This is a genomic window from Pseudomonas sp. CCI4.2 (assembly GCF_034350045.1).
Classification (GTDB): domain Bacteria; phylum Pseudomonadota; class Gammaproteobacteria; order Pseudomonadales; family Pseudomonadaceae; genus Aquipseudomonas.
Window position 1 is genome coordinate 4,086,510 of sequence record NZ_CP133781.1, and the last position, 17,640, is coordinate 4,104,149.

The 17,640-nt window shown below is 54.2% G+C and carries 12 protein-coding genes and 2 pseudogenes; 7 read left to right on the plus strand and 7 right to left on the minus strand.

Features of this window, described 5'->3' with window-relative positions; genetic code table 11:
* Positions 1-2: 2 nt before the first annotated feature.
* Both RHM65_RS18565 and RHM65_RS18570 read right to left on the minus strand, forming a co-directional pair.
* Positions 3-2,795: a hypothetical protein gene (locus RHM65_RS18565; RefSeq protein WP_322183880.1), complete on the minus strand. Its 2,793-nt coding sequence runs from the start codon at positions 2,793-2,795 to the stop codon at positions 3-5.
* Between the two features lie 156 nt (positions 2,796-2,951).
* Complete coding sequence (locus tag RHM65_RS18570; RefSeq protein WP_322170245.1) at positions 2,952-3,962, minus strand: site-specific integrase; 1,011 nt, start codon at positions 3,960-3,962, stop codon at positions 2,952-2,954.
* 190 nt (positions 3,963-4,152) lie between these two features.
* Between RHM65_RS18570 and RHM65_RS18575 the strand changes: the two genes are divergently transcribed.
* The 6 genes and pseudogenes from RHM65_RS18575 to RHM65_RS18600 all read left to right on the plus strand — a co-directional run bounded on the left by RHM65_RS18575 (position 4,153) and on the right by RHM65_RS18600 (position 10,159).
* Entirely contained in the window at positions 4,153-5,205 is a 1,053-nt protein-coding gene (locus RHM65_RS18575; protein WP_322170242.1) for a DNA-binding protein, read from the plus strand.
* A gap of 256 nt (positions 5,206-5,461) precedes the next feature.
* Positions 5,462-6,119 (plus strand): annotated as a pseudogene (locus tag RHM65_RS18580) (HAD-IB family phosphatase).
* A gap of 807 nt (positions 6,120-6,926) precedes the next feature.
* Positions 6,927-8,567: an Nramp family divalent metal transporter gene (locus tag RHM65_RS18585; RefSeq protein ID WP_322170239.1), complete on the plus strand. Its 1,641-nt coding sequence runs from the start codon at positions 6,927-6,929 to the stop codon at positions 8,565-8,567.
* A gap of 291 nt (positions 8,568-8,858) precedes the next feature.
* Positions 8,859-9,548 (plus strand): SOS response-associated peptidase family protein, encoded by a 690-nt coding sequence (locus RHM65_RS18590; protein WP_322170236.1) that lies wholly within the window; start codon positions 8,859-8,861, stop codon positions 9,546-9,548.
* A gap of 170 nt (positions 9,549-9,718) precedes the next feature.
* A complete protein-coding gene (locus tag RHM65_RS25450) occupies positions 9,719-9,862 on the plus strand; it encodes a YkvA family protein (RefSeq protein ID WP_416195078.1) in 144 nt (47 codons plus the stop codon).
* Between the two features lie 102 nt (positions 9,863-9,964).
* Positions 9,965-10,159 (plus strand): hypothetical protein, encoded by a 195-nt coding sequence (locus RHM65_RS18600; RefSeq protein WP_322170234.1) that lies wholly within the window; start codon positions 9,965-9,967, stop codon positions 10,157-10,159.
* Positions 10,160-10,193: 34 nt separating this feature from the next.
* Here the strand turns inward: RHM65_RS18600 and tnpC are convergent, their stop codons facing one another.
* Both tnpC and RHM65_RS18610 read right to left on the minus strand, forming a co-directional pair.
* Positions 10,194-10,550: a Tn3 family transposase post-transcriptional regulator TnpC gene (gene tnpC, locus RHM65_RS18605; protein ID WP_407074095.1), complete on the minus strand. Its 357-nt coding sequence runs from the start codon at positions 10,548-10,550 to the stop codon at positions 10,194-10,196.
* Complete coding sequence (locus tag RHM65_RS18610; protein WP_322183882.1) at positions 10,550-13,567, minus strand: Tn3 family transposase; 3,018 nt, start codon at positions 13,565-13,567, stop codon at positions 10,550-10,552. The genes tnpC and RHM65_RS18610 overlap by 1 nt, the downstream gene beginning before the upstream one ends.
* Before the next feature lie 388 nt (positions 13,568-13,955).
* Between RHM65_RS18610 and RHM65_RS18615 the strand changes: the two are divergent.
* A pseudogene (locus tag RHM65_RS18615) lies at positions 13,956-14,467 on the plus strand (AAA family ATPase).
* Between the two features lie 69 nt (positions 14,468-14,536).
* On the opposite strand, the gene RHM65_RS18620 reads toward RHM65_RS18615, so the two are convergent.
* From RHM65_RS18620 to RHM65_RS18630, 3 genes are all read right to left on the minus strand, one after another.
* Positions 14,537-15,262, minus strand: coding sequence for a DUF2971 domain-containing protein (locus RHM65_RS18620; RefSeq protein ID WP_322183884.1), 726 nt, complete (start codon positions 15,260-15,262; stop codon positions 14,537-14,539).
* The gene (locus RHM65_RS18625) at positions 15,262-16,008 is read right to left on the minus strand and encodes a hypothetical protein (RefSeq protein WP_322170231.1); all 747 of its coding nucleotides are present in this window, start codon (positions 16,006-16,008) and stop codon (positions 15,262-15,264) included. Before RHM65_RS18625 ends, RHM65_RS18620 begins: the two co-directional genes overlap by 1 nt.
* Before the next feature lie 240 nt (positions 16,009-16,248).
* On the minus strand, positions 16,249-17,514 hold the full coding sequence (locus RHM65_RS18630) for an ImmA/IrrE family metallo-endopeptidase (RefSeq protein ID WP_322170228.1): 1,266 nt from the start codon (positions 17,512-17,514) through the stop codon (positions 16,249-16,251).
* Between the last annotated feature and the right edge of the window lie 126 nt (positions 17,515-17,640).

Below are 17,640 nucleotides of genomic sequence, written 5' to 3' on the forward strand. Positions count from 1 at the left end.
GATTAGGCCTTGGCTTCTTGGGTAGATTTAGACAGCAGCGCCGCCTTGATGCTTTCCGGTACTTTGTAGAAGTTTTTCTTGCTCTTCACGGGTGCGATCAACCGCAGACGAGACAACCAGCGAAGCGCGTCTTGCGGATTCACATCGGGGTAGACGTCCATGAGCTGAAGTGCGATGTCGTCTTCATCAAACTTTTCCTCTTCGCATACCGCGCTCAGCACAGATGTCGCCCAAGGAACAGCGGAAACGCCGGCCTTGACGAGAAATTCATCCATGCTCTTCGGCTTCGCTTGCAGTAGCGACTGGTAGTTTTGCCCGAAGGCGCTGACGCGCACTACGTCAGGCTTTTTCTTTTTGGCCTCAAACAGCCTATCCAACGAGAAGTACCAGCCCTGACTGAATTTTTCGAGGGTGGTGACGGACGTTGAGGTGTTCTCCAGTTCCAGCTTGTTGAGGAGATGAGCGAGTGCGGTTGTTTTCCAAACGTCCAGCGCCACGAACGGCTGCATGGATTCACGTCCTGCCGTAAGCTCGGTATGACTTTCCCACTGCCACAGCGCCTTCGGTGTCATGAGGAAGATGACCCGCACGCGGTTGCGCTTAGCGTTGATGTTAAGTCGTGCTTCGTGGGCGATATCAAGCAAGTCCAGCGTTTTGCTAATAGGTTGATCACCGGTCAGTTCCACGAACAGCATGATATGTTTTTTAAGTGCTTGGACACCCAGAACGCTTTCGTTGAGAAGCTTTTTGAAGTCGCCCGCCGAGCCAAGGTCTGTGTCTTTTTTGTGAGCGGATTGATAGCGACCAAATGGATTGCCGTTGAGAACCGGTTCTTCTTCTCCGATCGCAAGAAGAGACTCCACCATCCAGAGGGGATTCAAACCGAGTGCCTCTGACCCGGTGATGACACCGACCGAGTAGTTGGACGATCTAGCCTCTACCGTGCTTTCTTGAGTTTTTTCGTTTTTTTCTTCGCTGATGAGGAGCTTTTCGTCCCGTAAGGTGAGAGGTGACGGGCGAACCGCTTTTTCAGGGAAGGCGTGTGCGGAAAGTGGATCATTTTCGTTAATCGCATCAATGGCTTCGAGGAGTTTGTCCTCGACTTTTTTCTGCGGGCCGCCGACCAGGTTCATGATGTTGGCGTTGCGCAGGGAGTATTCTTTGCCACCTTCGTTGCGCCGCGTGCATTGCAGCACCCCTAACCCGCACAACTCATCCAGAAATGCTTCAAACAGTGCGACGGTCATTGGTTCAAAAATATCGGGAGCCCACTCTTCGACAATCGCCTTGGCTCGGCTTGGCGAGAAGGTTCGTTTGCTCTGCGCGATCAGGCTGTAGGCGATCAGCTTGTAGCGCAGGTCAAGGTTGAGCGTGATGTCGAACCGATCACAAATCAGCTGGTTAATGTTGTGGTCACGCCGGATCTGCTCAATGTCATCCGTTGTGATGACGAGGCTGCCAACTTTGTTTTGATGGCGAGCACTCAAGGTCTGGATAAGTTCATGGCAAACGATATGAATCAGACCTGGGTGGCGGTTGGTCTCTACCAGGATACGGTTCATGAGAAGCGGTGTTTCGAACTCGTAGCCCAGATGACCCAAAGGCTCGCGAATTAACTGAAGAGCTTCGGTAGGAGTCATAATGGACACCTGGATCGCGCTCCCGAGCTGATGTAGCGGATAGTTTGGGGCGTCAGCGAAGCGACGTACGTTTTCCAAGCCTGCGATGACTACCTTGAAGCGCCCGTTACTATTGTTAACCAGACCGCTTAGTTCGCGGAAGATCCGGAAACCGTTAGCAGCGTCCAAACCAAGGATCGGATCGATTTCGTCGAGACACACCATGAACGCATCCGGGTTCTCTCGGCGGAAATAGTCCTGCAAAGCCGCAACCTGACCGGCTGTATCGATCCCATAGGTTTCATTAATCAGTTTGCTGGTCACGGCATAGTTATAAATAGTCTTCCAGACGAAAGCGCGATGCTTATCGAGTTCGTTACCCGACAGGTTGGCTCGGTCAAGATTGCCATCCATCTGGTGCAGGAAGGCGTGGGATCGTTGCTCAGGATTATGAAAGCGACGCTGTGTCTCATTGAGTAGTGTCGTCTTACCCAATTGCCGGCCGCCAAAGATCATCGCTGCGCCATTGCGCATCGTTGTCAGCATTTTGATGTCGTTCTCTCGACCGTAGCGCATCTCAGGGGGCGCCGGCTGCATCTGGTTACCCGTGTACGGATTAAAGAACGTCCACGGTAGACTCAGCTGCAAAAAGGTCTTAAGGCGCGAGGTTTCCTGGACGTTCAAACCTGCAAGGACGGTGAGCAAAATCGGGTCGACATGCAATAGCGTATGTCGTTCTCGTTTGGAGAAGCTTGCGAGGTCGTTACGCTCGTCGTTTGACAGATCTCGTCCTGAAATCAGGATCATTCGATCGTGTAAAAACTGGGTTTGTTCATTCAGAACTGTACGGAGTTCAGCAACCGTCCATTCCCCGGTCGCGACCAATACGTTTATAGCCTGCTCTTCAGATTTCTGGTTGAAGAAGACGATGCCTCGCCCAGTCTCTCGTCGCCGCACAGACATAGTGAGTCGGCAAAACTTGTTATGTGCGGTGAACCCTGTCTTATGGGGCATGGTGGTGTCGAACACCGGATAAACAGCCTCCAACCCTAGCGTATGGAGCACATGCACAAGCTGATCATAGGACAATTTATCCAGGGATTTTAGGCGTCCACGTAAGCCCACCAGGTCTTCAATTGCGCGTTTAAAATAGGAGGGGAGTGGGTCGAGCAACAACCCCTCAATTTCCTGAGCTGCGAGATATCGAGGGGTTGTGCCGAGATAAAGGAAATTTAGGACATTCGTTCTGTAACTGACTGTAATTACGTTGTTTTTTATTTATTCTCGTTGTGGCTTAAGCCAATACCCAAGAGGCTGTCATCCCGTATCTAGCTATGGCTTGCGCCGCAGTAAAGAGCCCGCAGCGTTCTCCTCGAAGGCTCTAGCCTCTTCGATATAACCGTGTACGGTGCCGTCATGCCGCCAGCCACCCTGACGTTTGATCTCGAGAAAGCCCGCCCCAGCCCGATGGGCGCTTGTGGCCAGTCCACGGCGTAGACTATGGCTGCTCATCTCGGGCACATACGACAGCCCTGCTGCTTCGGCACGTGCCGACAGGATGGCATTAACGCTACCTTCGTGCAGTCCAACCTCGCCGAGTACTCCCCAGCGACTGATGCGCCGGAACAGTGGACCTTGCTCGATCTGCGCCGTATCCAACCAGCCCCGTAGTGCCTTCGCTGGGCAGCATATGCTGTCGCCGAACGGGATCGCTTTGTCCAGTCCCTCGCCCTCCTGATCGGTCTTGGAGCGAGGCAGTGTGATCCGCAGTCCTTCCCGCTCCCACTGTAAATATTGCACTTCCAACATGACTAGCTCGCTGCGTCGGAACGCCCCGAAGTACCCCACTTGTAACAATGCGCTGTCACGAAGCGCGGTGAGCCCTTCAAGCGTGTCCAGGTGCGCCACGATGCGTTCTAGATCCTCCAGCAGCAGGGCCTTGGCTTTTTGTCGAGGGCGTCCGTGCACTCGCTCAATCCCACGCAAGGTTTTGCGTACGGTGGCGCTGGCGCCTGGGTCGGGAAAGCCCTGATAGCGATGCCATTGCGACAGCGCGGTCAGGCGCAGGGCCAAAGTGCGTGGGTTCAGCACTTCCGCGAAGGCCAGCAGGTAGCGAATCAGCGCGGCTTCATCGCACGGCAGCACGCCGCCCCAGGCGAGAAAGTGGCGAATGGCCGAGCGGTAGGTGCGCCGGGTGTTGTCGGCGGTGGCCGCCGCCAGAAAACGTTGGTGTTGCTCGGCCAACTGCGCGGGCGTGGCCAGCGTACCGGGGGTACGCGGGGGCACCGCGGGTGTGTCGAGCCACCTGGCGGGGAGATTTTCGTCGTGATGGCTGGCTGTCATCCCAAAACGCCTGTTTAGGCCGTGTGTACTGCGGATTATAGAAGCGCATGCCAAACCTGTGCACCTAACTCACGATAACCAAGCTTATCGTGGGTTAATTGGCGCTCTCGACGAGCTTAACTATTCTTTACTTAAATCGATGTATTACGTTTCCCATAATACGGTACGAAAAAATCTGAGGTGTTCGTTCATGGCCCGTTCCGGCGTCCTTTATGTGCATGTCGCCCATGCGGCGGCCCAGCTCGTCGCAGACGGCCGCAATCCGACGATTGACAGCATCCGCGCCGCCCTAGGCGAGACGGGCAGCAAAAGCACGATTGCCCCGTTGTTAAAACGTTGGAAAGCCGCGCATCCCGGCACGCTGGCGCAGGCCGAACTGGGGTTGCCCGCGGAGCTCGTCCTGGCGCTGAAGGGACTGTACGAAAAAGTTCAGGCGGAGGCGGCCATTCAACTCCAGCAGGCCGTAGAGGCTCACCAGTCAGAGACCGCCGCGTTGCAGGAGCAGTTGCAGCAAGCGTTTGTCGAGCGCGACGCGTCACTCAACGTTCAGAAGCAGCAGACCCATGCACTGGCCGCAGCCACTACCCGCAGCCAAGAGCTGGCTGACACCGTGCAGCGTCAGGAGATCGTCTTGGCCGGTCTAGGCAGTGAAAAGCTCGGGCTCGAACAGCGCCTGGCTGACCGCGCCGCCGAAGTCGCCTCGCTGACCCAGCAATTGCAACACTCGCGGGTGCAGTTCGAGCACTACCAGGCATCGGTCGCGCAACAACGCGCCGACGAGCGCCAGAGCGCTGAACAACGCCACCATCGCCTGGAACAGGAGCTGACAGAACTCCGCCAGCTCCGGCTCGCGCAGCAAACCCGCCTGGGTGAGCTGCAGGCACAGGAACAACGCCGGGCGCAGGACAATGATCTGCTCAAGGACGCCCTGCTCACGGCCGAGGAGGCGCTCACTCAGAGCCGCAGTGCGCAGGAGCACCTGACATATCAACTCACCGAACTGAAACAGGGCCATATGACTCTGCAACAGCACCATGCCCAGGGCGAGCAGTGTTTGGTCGAGACACTGACGCGCCTGGCCGTGATCGAGAGAGAACGGAGCTTTGTGGCGGAACGTTTAACTCAGGCCGAAACGCAATTGACTGAGCTGGCCACAGAAAAGCAGCTACTCCTGCAAGAAAAAGCAGTGCTATCCAGTCAGCTCGCGGAGTTCAGGAGGATGGAACCGACCCCGTCATCCTAACGCCCCAAGATCCGGGTGATGCATTCATCGATATAACAGAAAGCGCGCGCCGCACATGTGAACCGTGCGCGTTCAAGCGCTATCCACCGTTCGCAATCCGGAAACTCAAGTGGACGCTGGTTCTCTCTCCGTGCTGCTCAGACTGACCTGTAATGTTAGAGAATCTAAATCTGGTGACCGCCTCCTGTCTGAATCCTGCGCATGAACCCCAGTCTGAGGGCTGTGAAAAACCGTTTCACATGGTCGAGGCCAGCCGGTGAGCCAGCGGATACTCGAATCCGATCGGCCGGGAGTCAAGGTGCTGTCGGTCTTTGACTTTGGGCACCTGACCAGGCACAACAGCTTTTTCCATTCCTGAGGTTTGCTTTTGGGAGGCGAGAGTTCAGCCGGAGAATGCAAGACTGGCGGTGCCTAGCCTGCGATTCCTCACACGTCGGCTCAACCGTGATGAACTCAAGGCTCATCTGATCAGCACATTCCTGAAGGGGGAAAGGAATGGGTCAAGCAGAAAGCTGAGGATTCCAGGAGGGTGTTTTGGACTAGGCTGATGCGATAAGCAGGTTTACGATCAGTCGCGACCGAAGTCGAGTCCGGGGCGGTAGTAACGCTCTGTTCTGCTTTTCCAACCTTGGTGTTGCAACCTTTCGCCGATGGCCTCGGCATCAAGCTGATTGGCACCGAACTGGAGGTCATCGAAGGATTGCTGATAGGACATATCACCGGCAACAACTGTCGGTGCGAGAATAAAGTTCTTCGCCTTGAGGCTGTCTATGGTCCTCTGAGTCAGTCCGACTCAGAGCTTGGGGCGATACCCGGGTGATCGAGAACTGCTGGCCGCCCCGCAAGACGCCCATTGGCGGAATTTTCATCCGGCACGGCGCCGTGGACAACTGCACCTGCCGGCCATCAGATAGCCGGCTGGCGGCGGAATGAGCTGAGCTGCGTTGACTTTCGTAACGCGGCACGCTTAGAATTCACATATTGTAACAATTGAGGTCGTATTGTATTGGACAGTCATTGTCGTCACTCGGAGAAATTCTCCGCACAAGCTTGGCACGACCTCAGCTAGATTCCCTTAGCCAACGTCTTGCCAAGTGCAGGCGTTGCGCGCATCAGTATCAAACTCCTTCGCGTAACTAAAACATCAAGCCTGAGCGAGCAGATTTTTCTGTACTCGCCCTGATCGTCGCTTGCGTCTTGCGCTCGCTACGATCGCAGGTTTGTGCACCCATCGTCTGCCTCCGTTTGTGCAGCAGCGATTGTTTTAACGTGTTCGTACCACCGGGTACGTAAAGGAGGGCGTCATGCCACCCGAAAATAATCCAAGGCCATCTCAATATTTGAAGCTGTGCCTCCACGAAAAACATGAAGGAGAGACCTCTTATGGACCCCAGTAGTAGTAGTAGTAGTAGTAGTAGTAGTAGTAGTCCGGTCACTCTGATTGAAAGGGCGGCGTCTAGCGGGTAGCAGTACAACCATCACTGGCTGATCTCCTCCCTGTACTTCCCCCCGCATTTCTCTCCGCGTGACCTCTTCACGACCCTGACCACTTTTGGTCGACGGTTTAGTGCCCGTTTATTTCGCGCCCCTCAGCGCCAGGATGGCTGATTTTCCACTCTGATCCAGCTTTAGGCTTTGGTTTGCAGAGGGAAAGCACCTGCGCACCTGTCCGGCGGGAATCGAAAGCGGCATCCAGCGTTACGCTTTGGAGAGATTTCGTTATGTCCAACTTGAAGATTGAAATTGCTGTTCTTGACAGTGCCCACGTCGGAGACATCCGAGGAGCATTCGGCACCATCCGTCATGACGACATCGCCCCGCGCAATAGTTGGTGGCAACGCTTCAAAACACTGATGGCCATCCTCGGCCCCGGGTTGATCGTGATGGTCGGCGATAATGACGCCGGCGCATTCAGCACCTACGGCCAGGCCGGCCAGAACTACGGAACCATGCTGCTGTGGACCATGGCACTGTTGATCCCGGTGCTGTATGTCAACCAGGAAATGGTGCTGCGTCTGGGTGCTGTGACGGGTGTCGGCCACGCCCGGCTGATCATCGAACGCTTCGGCAAGTTCTGGGGTGCGTTTAGTGCGATCGACCTGTTCATCCTCAACGCGCTGACCATCGTCACCGAGTTCATCGGCATCAGCCTCGGGATGGAGTTTCTCGGTGTGCCCAAGGTGGCCGGTGTGTGCGTGGCAGCGGTGTTCATCATGCTCGCAGCCTGTACCGGCGACTTCCGGCGCTTCGAACGCTTCGCATTGATCCTGGTGATTGGCAGCCTGCTCTTGGTACCCATTTTCGTGATGATCCATCCACCGATGGCACAAGTCGCTCACGATTTTTTCATCCCGCAACTGCCGACTGATGGCAAATTGTCGGAGGTGTTGCTGCTGATCATCGGCATCGTGGGTACCACCGTCGCACCATGGCAGCTGTTCTTCCAGCAAAGCTACGTGATCGACAAACGTATCACCCCGCGCTTCATCAAGTACGAACGCGCCGATCTATGGCTGGGCATTGCGATGGTGGTGATTGGTGCAGTGGCCATGATCGCCTTCACCGCGCAAGTGTTTGTCGGTCACCCTGAGTTCGGCCAGTTCACCGATGCCGGCGCCATCGCCACAGGTATCGCCAAATATCACGGGCGCCTGCCGGGCGTATTGTTTGCCATCGCATTGATCGACGCCAGCATCATCGGTGCAATGGCGGTGTCGCTGTCGACCGCCTACGCACTGGGCGATGTACTGAACCTGAAACACTCGCTGCATCGTAAACCAAGCGATGCCAAGGGCTTTTACCTGATGTACTGCGGCTTGATCGCCCTCGCTGCGGCGCTGGTGTTGATTCCGGGTGTGCCGCTCGGTCTGCTGACCAACGCAGTACAGACGCTGGCGGGTGTACTGCTGCCAAGCGCCACCGTGTTCCTGTTGCTGCTGTGCAACGACAAGGAAGTGCTGGGCCCATGGACGAACAAGCGCTTCACCAACCTCATTACTGCGGTCATTGTCGCGGTACTCGTACTGCTGTCGATCGTCTTGACAGCTGCGGTGGCCTTCCCGGATATGTCCGGTGAAACCATCACCAACATCCTCATCGGTGGCGGCTTGGTGGGACTCGTCATCGCCATTGCGGTAAATGTGCTGCACGCTCGCAAAGAAGTCGACAACGGGGCGCTGCCTGAGAACACCGTTACCTTCACCCAACAAATGATGCACGCCTGGCGGATGCCTCCACTGGCACAACTGAAGCCGATGGTACTGTCGCAACGTAACCGTATCTGGATGGGCGTGCTGCGCGGCTATCTGGTGGTGGCAATGGTCATGGTGATTTACAAGGTCATTCAGCTGGCACTCGCTTAAATGTAAGCGTCGGTAAAGCCCGGACATGGTGTCCAACTAAATTGATTTGCCCCCCGAAAGCGATGCCCAACCTTCGGGGTCAGATCACACATTAGGTGGACACCATCACCCCAAGCGCTGAGATCATGAAGGTGTGTTGGCAGGACGGTTACAATGAAACAGCGCTTCGACAGAGCGTCCTTCTCCAGTAATTACAACTTCACCCGGATGTCACTCCTCGCGTAATCCAGCAGCGCGTTCGGGTTTCTTCGGCCAGTTATGCTTAGAACTCTCCTTTTGGAGGATGTCCTGATGTGTGGAAGACTGTCCCAGTACCACGGTATTCACGATTTCGTCGCCGCGCTGAGCATGCCAAACCCCGTGGTCAACTCAGTCGGAGAAGCACCGCTGGAACGGTACAACGTGGCGCCATCGACTCAAGTTGCCCTGCTTCATCTTGAAGATGAAACACTTCGTGCCGACCTGGTACGCTGGGGGTGGCACCCTCATTGGGCTACCGATCGTCTGCCGCCGATCAATGCCCGCGCCGAGAAAGTCGCACATGGCCTCTTCTTCCGGGCGATCTGGCCTCACCGCGCCATCGTGCCGATCGACAACTGGTTCGAATGGGTTGTTGAGAACGGAATAAAAAAACAACCCTATCTCATCCGGCACCGAGACAGATCGCCCATCCTGTGTGCGACCATCGGCCAGTTCCCTGACACAAATGAAGGCCCAGGGGAGCATGATGGATTTGTGATCATCACCGCCGACAGCGCCGGTGGCATGATCGACATTCACGACCGGCGCCCGGTGGTTCTGGAGCCAAAGTTAGCTCGGGAATGGCTGGACCCGACCACGTCAAAGGAGCGCGCAGAGCAGATGGTGCTGCGCCATGGCGATCCGACCGAGGCCTTTGAGTGGTTTAGGGTCAACCCCGGTGTTGGCAACGTGCGAAATCAGGGCGCAGGCTTGATCAAGCCTTTGACCAGCCTGTCATAAGCCGCCTCGCTGGCCTGTCCAGCTATTTGGGCTTTCAATGTAGAAATGAAAGGTCTTCTTGAGCATCTGCGGCGTTGGGCAAAAAACCTGAAACGGCAGACCATGATTCTATGGTTTTGCTACCACCACCCTCAAACGCCTTGGCTACCAAAATGGATTTCGGTTTCGTGATGACCTATGCGCTAAGTCCCATCGACCTCATTCCTGATTTCATCCCGAAGTTGGGGTATCTGGACGATGTAATCATTCTGCCACTCGGTATTCTGCTGGCGATTCGATTTATGCCCCCTTGGTTCTCGAGGAGTGCCAGCTAAAAGCGAGTGCGTGGGAACAAGATCAGGTGAAGCGCCGAGAGCGAGTTAGAGCCGGGTTAGAAAAAGTCGATATACTGTGTGAGAAACCTCGTGAGCACTACTATGACACTCACTGACGCTACTCTCGTGTTGCTCTTGGCGGCGCGCATTCATGGGACAGATGAGGCTGTCAGGGCCTCTGCGAAGAGCTGTGTAAAGAAGTTGCCGCGCGGCAAACGTGATCTCATTTACACGGTGATTAATAGCCGAAGCCCGCTCGAGCTAGTGGACTTTCTAGCGCAGAACCTCGATACGTGAGTTCTCTTACCGTGACCATCGTTGAGGTCCAGTCCTAAAAGTCAGGAGCAAGTGCTGCCAAAGGAGCCAGATGTTTAGAGCCTGTTTGCAAGCAAGAACACAGGGTAGAAATATCCTCTTGAAGGACCACCGCCTGTTCCCAAATACTGTCAACATCAGTGATAGCTACGGCGAGAGGAGAATCTTCCAATATCGTCATGGCCATGGCATGCAGACGTAAGAAGTTGTCCCGAATGCCGCCGATCCCACCAATTTCAGCAAGACAGGCATCTAGCCGGTCCACCAAATTAAGCAATTGAGAGGTGTCGTAGCTCACGCGTAGGGAATCGAGTGCCTTGGCATCAACTTCCCCATAGGGTGTCACTCGAAACGAAGCGGGTGGGATGTGCATCAGTTCGTCTCCTCAACTTTGCTATGGGACATCTGTTGCCCACGAATCGAACCCGCAGCCTGCTGGAAAATGGAGTCTTTGATCCAGGGCTCAGGGGGGCGCTTGAGGCTGAGATTGAATTCTCCAAAGCGTTTGACGTTGCTGGTCAGGTAGGGGCTGAGAAACGATACATCTTCATCGGTAAACTGCCAGCCGTCACGGGCGAGCTTCTGCAGGATGCGCATCATGTCAACGGTGTTCTGCAAGATCACTGAGGAAGCAATCATGTCGTTGTAACGCAAGCGCTTCTGTTGCTCATCTGGATCGTTCTCGGCGATGACATCGCCGCCGAAGGACAGCCACTTCGAGAAACCGTTGTAGGACTCGATCTTGTTGGTATTGGCGGTTACTTCTTGGCGCAACTCACGGTTGCCAATCCATTTGAGTAGGAAAATGGTCCGGATCACACATCCCAACTCCTGCGCTGCATGGTAGAGCTTGTTGCGCCTACTGTAAGAACCGAGTTTACGCAGCAGCATTGGCGAGGATATTTTGCCGGCCTGAATCGACAGCGCCACCTGCATCAGATCCTGCCAATGGGTTTCTATCTGGCTCCAGTTGACGGTATCAGTAAAGAGGCTGTTGATATGCTTGTACTTGACCGAGCGATCGGGCCGATACATTACTAGGTTGCGCCAGTTGCGAATGCGAGGCATTAGATTGATGCCCAGCAAATGGGTGAATGCAAACACTGTTGCGGACTGGCCTTGAGTGTCTGAATAAACCGTATTGACTTCAACGCTATGATCCGCTTTCAGCAGGCCCTCAATGACATAGATAGCCTCCCAGATGCCTGGAGGGATGAAGTGCTGAAAGACTGCGATGTAGTTATTTGCCACATGTCGGTAGGCGACCGCGCCCATCTTGCGATATCGGAAATGGTAGCCTGCGAGCAAGTTTTCATCGTAAAAGTCAAATTGTGTCCCGTCGGCCGCTACCGCCTTACCGTCGCCCCAGAGCTTGGGCAGATCAAGCTGGAGATAAAGCTCGACCAACTCCCGGTTAGCCTTATCCAGCTTGTCGAGTGGCAGGTGCCGACGATTGGTGTAAGACAGCATGTGTGGGGTCACGTTACCCGCCAGATGGCGAGCAGCCTGGTTCGGCCCTAGGTTGCAGCCCATGGCGAAGATCGTCATCAGGTAGCGCTCGGCCGGCTCCTTCAGTTTGGGATCGCTGCCGGACATCGGCCCGAAATGACGGGTGAACTGAATCCAGTGTTCGATGTTGGCCATGATGTCGAGCACATGCCTGGCAGGCATACGCTGTGTGATAGCCGTTTGTAACGAGATTGCTGAAGGCGGGATGTCACGGGCGACCACTCGGCGCAACACAGGATCACCGGCCTCATTAATCGACACATCACCGCGGCAACTGGGAAACTTGTCATCCAACTGCTGAGCAGTACTCTCAAGTTGCTCCTTCAAGCTGGCGACAAACTCTGTGGCCGTACTCGGCAGGCCGACCTTTTCGCAGTACTCCGGCAGACGAGCCAGACACTCATCCCAAGGCAGTAACTGTTTGCGGTAGTCAGCAAACGACTCCGAGCCAAGCACACAGATATCGCCAGAGCGAAGCTCATTGGCCAGATGGGAAAAAACGCAGACTTCCAGGAAGCGCCGATTGGTCGGTGGCCCTTCGCTGGGGGCACGACGGACAACTTTGATCCAGCGATCCGAGGCGAATGACAGGTCCACATGCTCGTCGATCCATTCCCTATGCAGGATCTCGTTGGCCTGGACCAAGTGCAGAGCCTCGATCAGCGAGCGATCCTGGGTTGTTGGCTCCAGTTGCAGCAGATGACTCAGGCGGAACAGCAATGATCGATGGGATTTGAAGTGCTTCCAGAGTAGCGGGAGATAGTTACTGCCGCCTGTGGCCTGGACTTCGGCGCAGGCCTCGCGAAGGTGATCAAGATTCCCTTCGGGGGACAGATACTCGCGAATCAAACTGCCAGCTTCCTGATCGCTTGGTTCTTGGCTGAGAATCTGAATCACACCATCCAAAGTGGCCACGAGCAGCTCTAGTTTTTTGCGCTGACGCTGCTGGATTTGCTCCAACTCATCCTTGGCTCGCTTGTGAATAGTCGCGATACGCTTGATGAACATCTCAGCAAGGTGATCCCGTGCTCGTACACGCATGAGGTAGATCAGAGCCAGCATCAAAGTGTAGCGCTTTGGAAGCGAACAATCCTTAAGTTCAGAAACATCCGCTTTCTCCGCTTGATTCGCAAAAAACCAAATCTTAGTATCAACGATCCCTTCAAAGATGGAGTCGAGATCACCGAATCCCTCCAACCAACTTAAGTGATCGATCAGTATCTCCAAGTGTTTGCGAGAGGGCTTTTTGGGGACATGCTTCAGGGCATTGAAGTCGCTTTGGCGACGACCGAAATCGGTGTCAAGAAGCTCTCTGAGACGGTAGATCACATCTATCGGAGCTCTATCGACGACTCGATTGAAAATCTTTTCCTGGAGAACAACTTGGGCGTCTTCAGCCGCGTCATTGAGCGTCGAGTAGGCCGGGAGTTCGTAGCCTCGCTCAAGCAGCTCGCCAATCAGGACATTGATGACGTCAACACGCTGATCAAGGATCACTACCGCTTCGTGGGCAGCTTCCTGCGCAATTTTTAGGGCATCGGTCCCATAAAATGGAGTGATCTGTAGGTATTGGCGGATAGCTGTTTGATGACGATACAGGGTTCGGGGGGTTGCATAACGAGGAACTATGCGCGCCCCGTAACTCAGGCAAGACCTGACATGGTTGACGATTTCAGCTGGAATTTCCTCGAAAACAGGGAAGTAATGAAGCTGTTGGAATGCTTTAAGCAGAACGGCTAACCCAATGGTAAGAGCAGGGCTTTTAGCCGTTCTAGAGAGCCATTCGAGCTCCGATTCTGAGAGCGAATAGCTCTGATGAAGTTCTTTCGACGACAGATTCGTCGGCAGCTTCGGATAGGCTGTCCGCTCCAGAGAGGCCATGGAGTTCTTCCCTCAAGAAAAAGCAAAAGCTTCAGCATAGACGGCTAAACTCGGGACGAGGAAAAGCAACACAGTAAAAAATTTAATATATATATATATATATATCATACGGTTACATTAAGAGTGTCCTAATTTTCCTTTATCTCGGCATGACCCCGAGTTGATGCGGATCATCTTAAGATGCCTCACAAAAAGCGGTGGGTGCCGCACGCCCGCTTGAAAATCCCTGGACAGCATCGTCATGGGGAATCGGATAGTTGACTTCGCCGGACGCTTCGGATGTTCTAACGCGCGCTGCCGATGCAGCGGGCTAGTGAACTCGATTAGTTGCTGCCGCATAACTGGCAGCTACCTAAACTGGGTTAACTCACTAACCTAAGGGGATAGAATGCTCATTGTCTTCAGCGGACTTCCAGGTACCGGAAAAACGACTATCGCAAGTGACCTTGCTAGCAGAACGAGTGCCGTGTATCTGCGGGTCGATACGATTGAACAGGCTATTCGTGACTCCGGTGCTCCTGCAAAAGACGTAGGGCGGAGCGGTTACATGGTCGCCAATGAGCTTGCTCTGAGCAATCTTCGTTTTGGCAGCACTGTTATAGTTGACTGTGTTAACCCAGTAATCGAAAGCCGAAAGACGTGGAGTGATATCGCCACACGCTCTGGTGCTCCATTAGTGAACATCCAAGTGATCTGCTCTGATAAATATGAACACCAGCGCCGGGTAGAAACCAGAAAGATTGATATTCCTGGACTGACTCCACCAACCTGGCAGTCTGTACTGGATCATGAATACGAGGCGTGGGAAGCGCTCCGTTTAAGATAGACACAGCCCTGACGTCTCCGGCGCAGGCGGTGGCGGTGGCGATGATCACCGAACGATTTTTATCCAAGGAGTAGCGCCAGCTAAAAGCCAGGGTCGCAAGGTGTGATTAGCAGACGCTTACAGTGTTCATAGGTACTGCAACGTTAAAAAACTTCGCGGTCTGACGGCTCTTCGGACTCAGGATCAGCTTCATAGAGGGTGATCGGTAGCAATCCATGCTCGATGGATTTAGTCTGCGGATCGTAGTAAGCCTGATAGAAATTGAACGACTGAATGTCTTCCCGCTCGCAGTGGGCTCTGATGATTCGGATGCATTTCAGCTTGTCTTCCAGCGGAGTCTTGATGCCAAAAATCAGGCCATCCAGGCTTGTAAAACGGTACTTGAGGATCCGGTGCTTTTCGTCGGAAATATCGAGGTAGGAACTCAGCACCAGGCGATACTCTTTTTCTGATCCCCATTGAGGAAGCTTGGACGTCAGCGCGAAATCGACATTTTTGTGGTGCTCCATCCAAAGCTCATTCGAGTGGGATCTCAACCACTCGCTTTTGCTGCTGAGATTTCCTTGGGCATCGCTGTACCAGAAGCCACTCAGGGCTTCATTCGAAACGTTACCGAGGAATCTGAAGAAGTCCATCTCTGAAAATTCTCGATCATAAAACACCTCTTTAAAGCTCATGTTTTGGAAGCTGTGAGAGATACCGTTGTATCCTCTGCCGTCTGGCTTATTCATTTCCATTGTCATTGAGGGCGCGTCGCCGAGAACGCGATATCTCAAACAGATTCCCCTATGATTATCACCATAGCTACCCCAAATCGCCGAGTTATTGCACTCTTTCATGAAGCAGGCGACATACCATTGCGGGTGCATCAGTCGTTCGATCTGATCAGGTAGTGGGGCACGAAAGCGGTGATTAATTCACGTGCCCCGATGTGACCACCTGGCATAACGTGCGCGGTTCTAATGGCGTATGTCGCATTGAGTAACGCCATTTTTTCATACGAGCCAGCGTCTCGAAGCGTGCCATCCTGAGCTTCGATGTTAGAGATGGCCTGAAGGTGTAGGTCGCGATCACCTAGCGGATCCTCGGACGTCTGGTCGGGGTACACACCAGACAGTCCGTGCTTGAAGTTGACGAGCAGCACGGTGGACAACAAGCGAGTGTGCAAGGTCGCAAGATAGAACGACAGCTCTGGCCTGTAGTGCCTCGCTTCATTCTTTGAAAGAGCGCGCACATAGCCTTGGATGACATCGCAGCCACCGATCAGCGCATCCATCTCTTGGTACCCGGCTTGGAAAGCTCCACGTAGGTTGGAGGGGTACTGCTCTATGGGAAGATTTTTTGGCAGGGGCGTTCCGAGTCGCACCGCTTCATCCAACTCCCAACTTCTGAGCGCCAGCACCAGGAGGTAGTGCCTGAAGAAGTTTCTCCATATGATCTCATCGCCTGCCCAGTAGATTTCTTTGTAGCCTTCTAGAGGATCATTGAGTTGTTCAGGTGGCGCAAAATAAATCTCAAGATTTTCTAGCTCGCCGGGGAGGCCTTTCTTGATGTCAGTAGCCTCATTCCCCAATAAGCGCTCCGCTGTCCGGAAGCGGTACAGGTGTCGTTCCATATAGGCTCGTCGATAGGTGGCTGGGAAAAATCGCTGGCATGTCTTGGTCTTTAACAGCGGGCCGGGCACTCGGGACTGTAGCCCACCAGATCGGCAGCCTGCCCATAAAAATGCCCGATGCTGCATCCTATCTGGGTTAGGGCGCTGCTGAAGAAGCGGGCTATGCAAGTCACTTTCGCCCGCGGAGATGGCTCCTCGTTCGCCACAAGCGTTCCGCGCCACTGAATAACCTACGCTGGATCAGGTTTCGACTAAGACTCCAAGACCACGCAAACGGATGGCCGCGGCGCTTTTAGAAACAGCAAAATATCGGCTCAGTGCGTCGAGCACCAGGTGGTAATTTCTGATGTTGTCCCGCTGGTCATCGAGAAAAAGGGCGCCATGTCCTCGGTTGCGAATATCGTGGTGCTCAACCAGAAGCGAGAAAGCTTCGAGAAAATGCCGTTCAGGCATCAGTAGGTAAGACGCAAATGTATTCGCTTGCCATTCGAGGCGTTCCAATTCGCTTTTGGGGACAGCGATGCGCTCAAGCTGATCAATGTCCTTCGAACGTAGGCTCTCCCGTGCAATGTAGCGGCCGTGATTGAGATAATAGTGCCCCAGCTCGTGAGCAAGCGTGAACCGGGTCATCGGGGCTGTTTTGTCGCGAGAATTGATTTTTATCTCCAAGGGGGCAAATGTGATCCTACCTAAAGCACCGTCTGGCTCATCTACGTAGCTAACGGTCAAGGCACTCGACGTGGTCGCACCAGCGACTACGGCTTCCAGATCTACTACCCCCCTTGTATAACCGGCAGATCGCAAAACCTGCTCTGACAGATTTTCAATTGCTCCCTTAGAGATATAGCCAATTCTGAGGACTGGCAGGTGAGGAGGCCGAATGATTTCCAATATGGCTGGATCGAAACTGCCAGCCAGATCAAGCCCTGTCCAGATCCCCCCCCAAGCATTAGTGTAGCCCCCAGGGGTAACAGCATAAGCTCCCGTGAGAGTCGGCCGGAAGCCAGGCTGGGTCAGAGCGTACTCAATTTCAGCACGCTTTCGCGACGACGCATTTCTCACTCCCGTGAGGAGGGCGCGAGCCAGCTCCCATTGGAAGCCTTCGTCCGGAAAATACCGAATAACACCGAAACCCTGATTCCTGGCGATGTTGATCGTGCCGGACTGGAAGGCGCTTGCCGATACGAATATCCCTTTTGCATTGAATCCTGTGACTTGGCGGATCTTGGTCCCAAACTCCTCGATATCTCCAACCGGAACGGTGCCCGCATAATTCTTACATTCGACAAGAACGATCATTGACGGCTTAGGTTGGCCAGGAAGGAAGATCTCTATGGCGATGTCAAAAACGATGTCGTCTTCTCGATCGCGAGAGTAATAGCGCCGCTTCCTGAAAATCCGGCAATGCTCAGGTCGGCAAAAAAACCGCCCCTCATCGATCTCGCGATTCAGGAATTGGAAAACCTGCTCCTCGAAGAGATCACCTTTGGCGAAAGTACTGAGCACTAGTGGTTCCATCTTGGTAATAGCGATCCTGATATTCTTGGATTAGCTGCGGCGCGAGCCCATGGACGCAGTTGACCCCTCGGCTTTATCGAACGCCCCGTGATCACCCTAGCTATGACTCCAGTT

Coding starts and splice junctions, on each gene's coding strand:
- RHM65_RS18570 (WP_322170245.1), bottom strand. CDS start 3,962: ATGACAGCCAGCCATCACGACGAAAATCTCCCCGCCAGGTGGCTCGAC.
- RHM65_RS18575 (WP_322170242.1), top strand. CDS start 4,153: ATGGCCCGTTCCGGCGTCCTTTATGTGCATGTCGCCCATGCGGCGGCC.
- RHM65_RS18585 (WP_322170239.1), top strand. CDS start 6,927: ATGTCCAACTTGAAGATTGAAATTGCTGTTCTTGACAGTGCCCACGTC.
- RHM65_RS18590 (WP_322170236.1), top strand. CDS start 8,859: ATGTGTGGAAGACTGTCCCAGTACCACGGTATTCACGATTTCGTCGCC.
- RHM65_RS25450 (WP_416195078.1), top strand. CDS start 9,719: ATGACCTATGCGCTAAGTCCCATCGACCTCATTCCTGATTTCATCCCG.
- RHM65_RS18600 (WP_322170234.1), top strand. CDS start 9,965: ATGACACTCACTGACGCTACTCTCGTGTTGCTCTTGGCGGCGCGCATT.
- tnpC (WP_407074095.1), bottom strand. CDS start 10,550: ATGCACATCCCACCCGCTTCGTTTCGAGTGACACCCTATGGGGAAGTT.
- RHM65_RS18610 (WP_322183882.1), bottom strand. CDS start 13,567: ATGGCCTCTCTGGAGCGGACAGCCTATCCGAAGCTGCCGACGAATCTG.
- RHM65_RS18620 (WP_322183884.1), bottom strand. CDS start 15,262: ATGCACCCGCAATGGTATGTCGCCTGCTTCATGAAAGAGTGCAATAAC.
- RHM65_RS18625 (WP_322170231.1), bottom strand. CDS start 16,008: ATGGAACGACACCTGTACCGCTTCCGGACAGCGGAGCGCTTATTGGGG.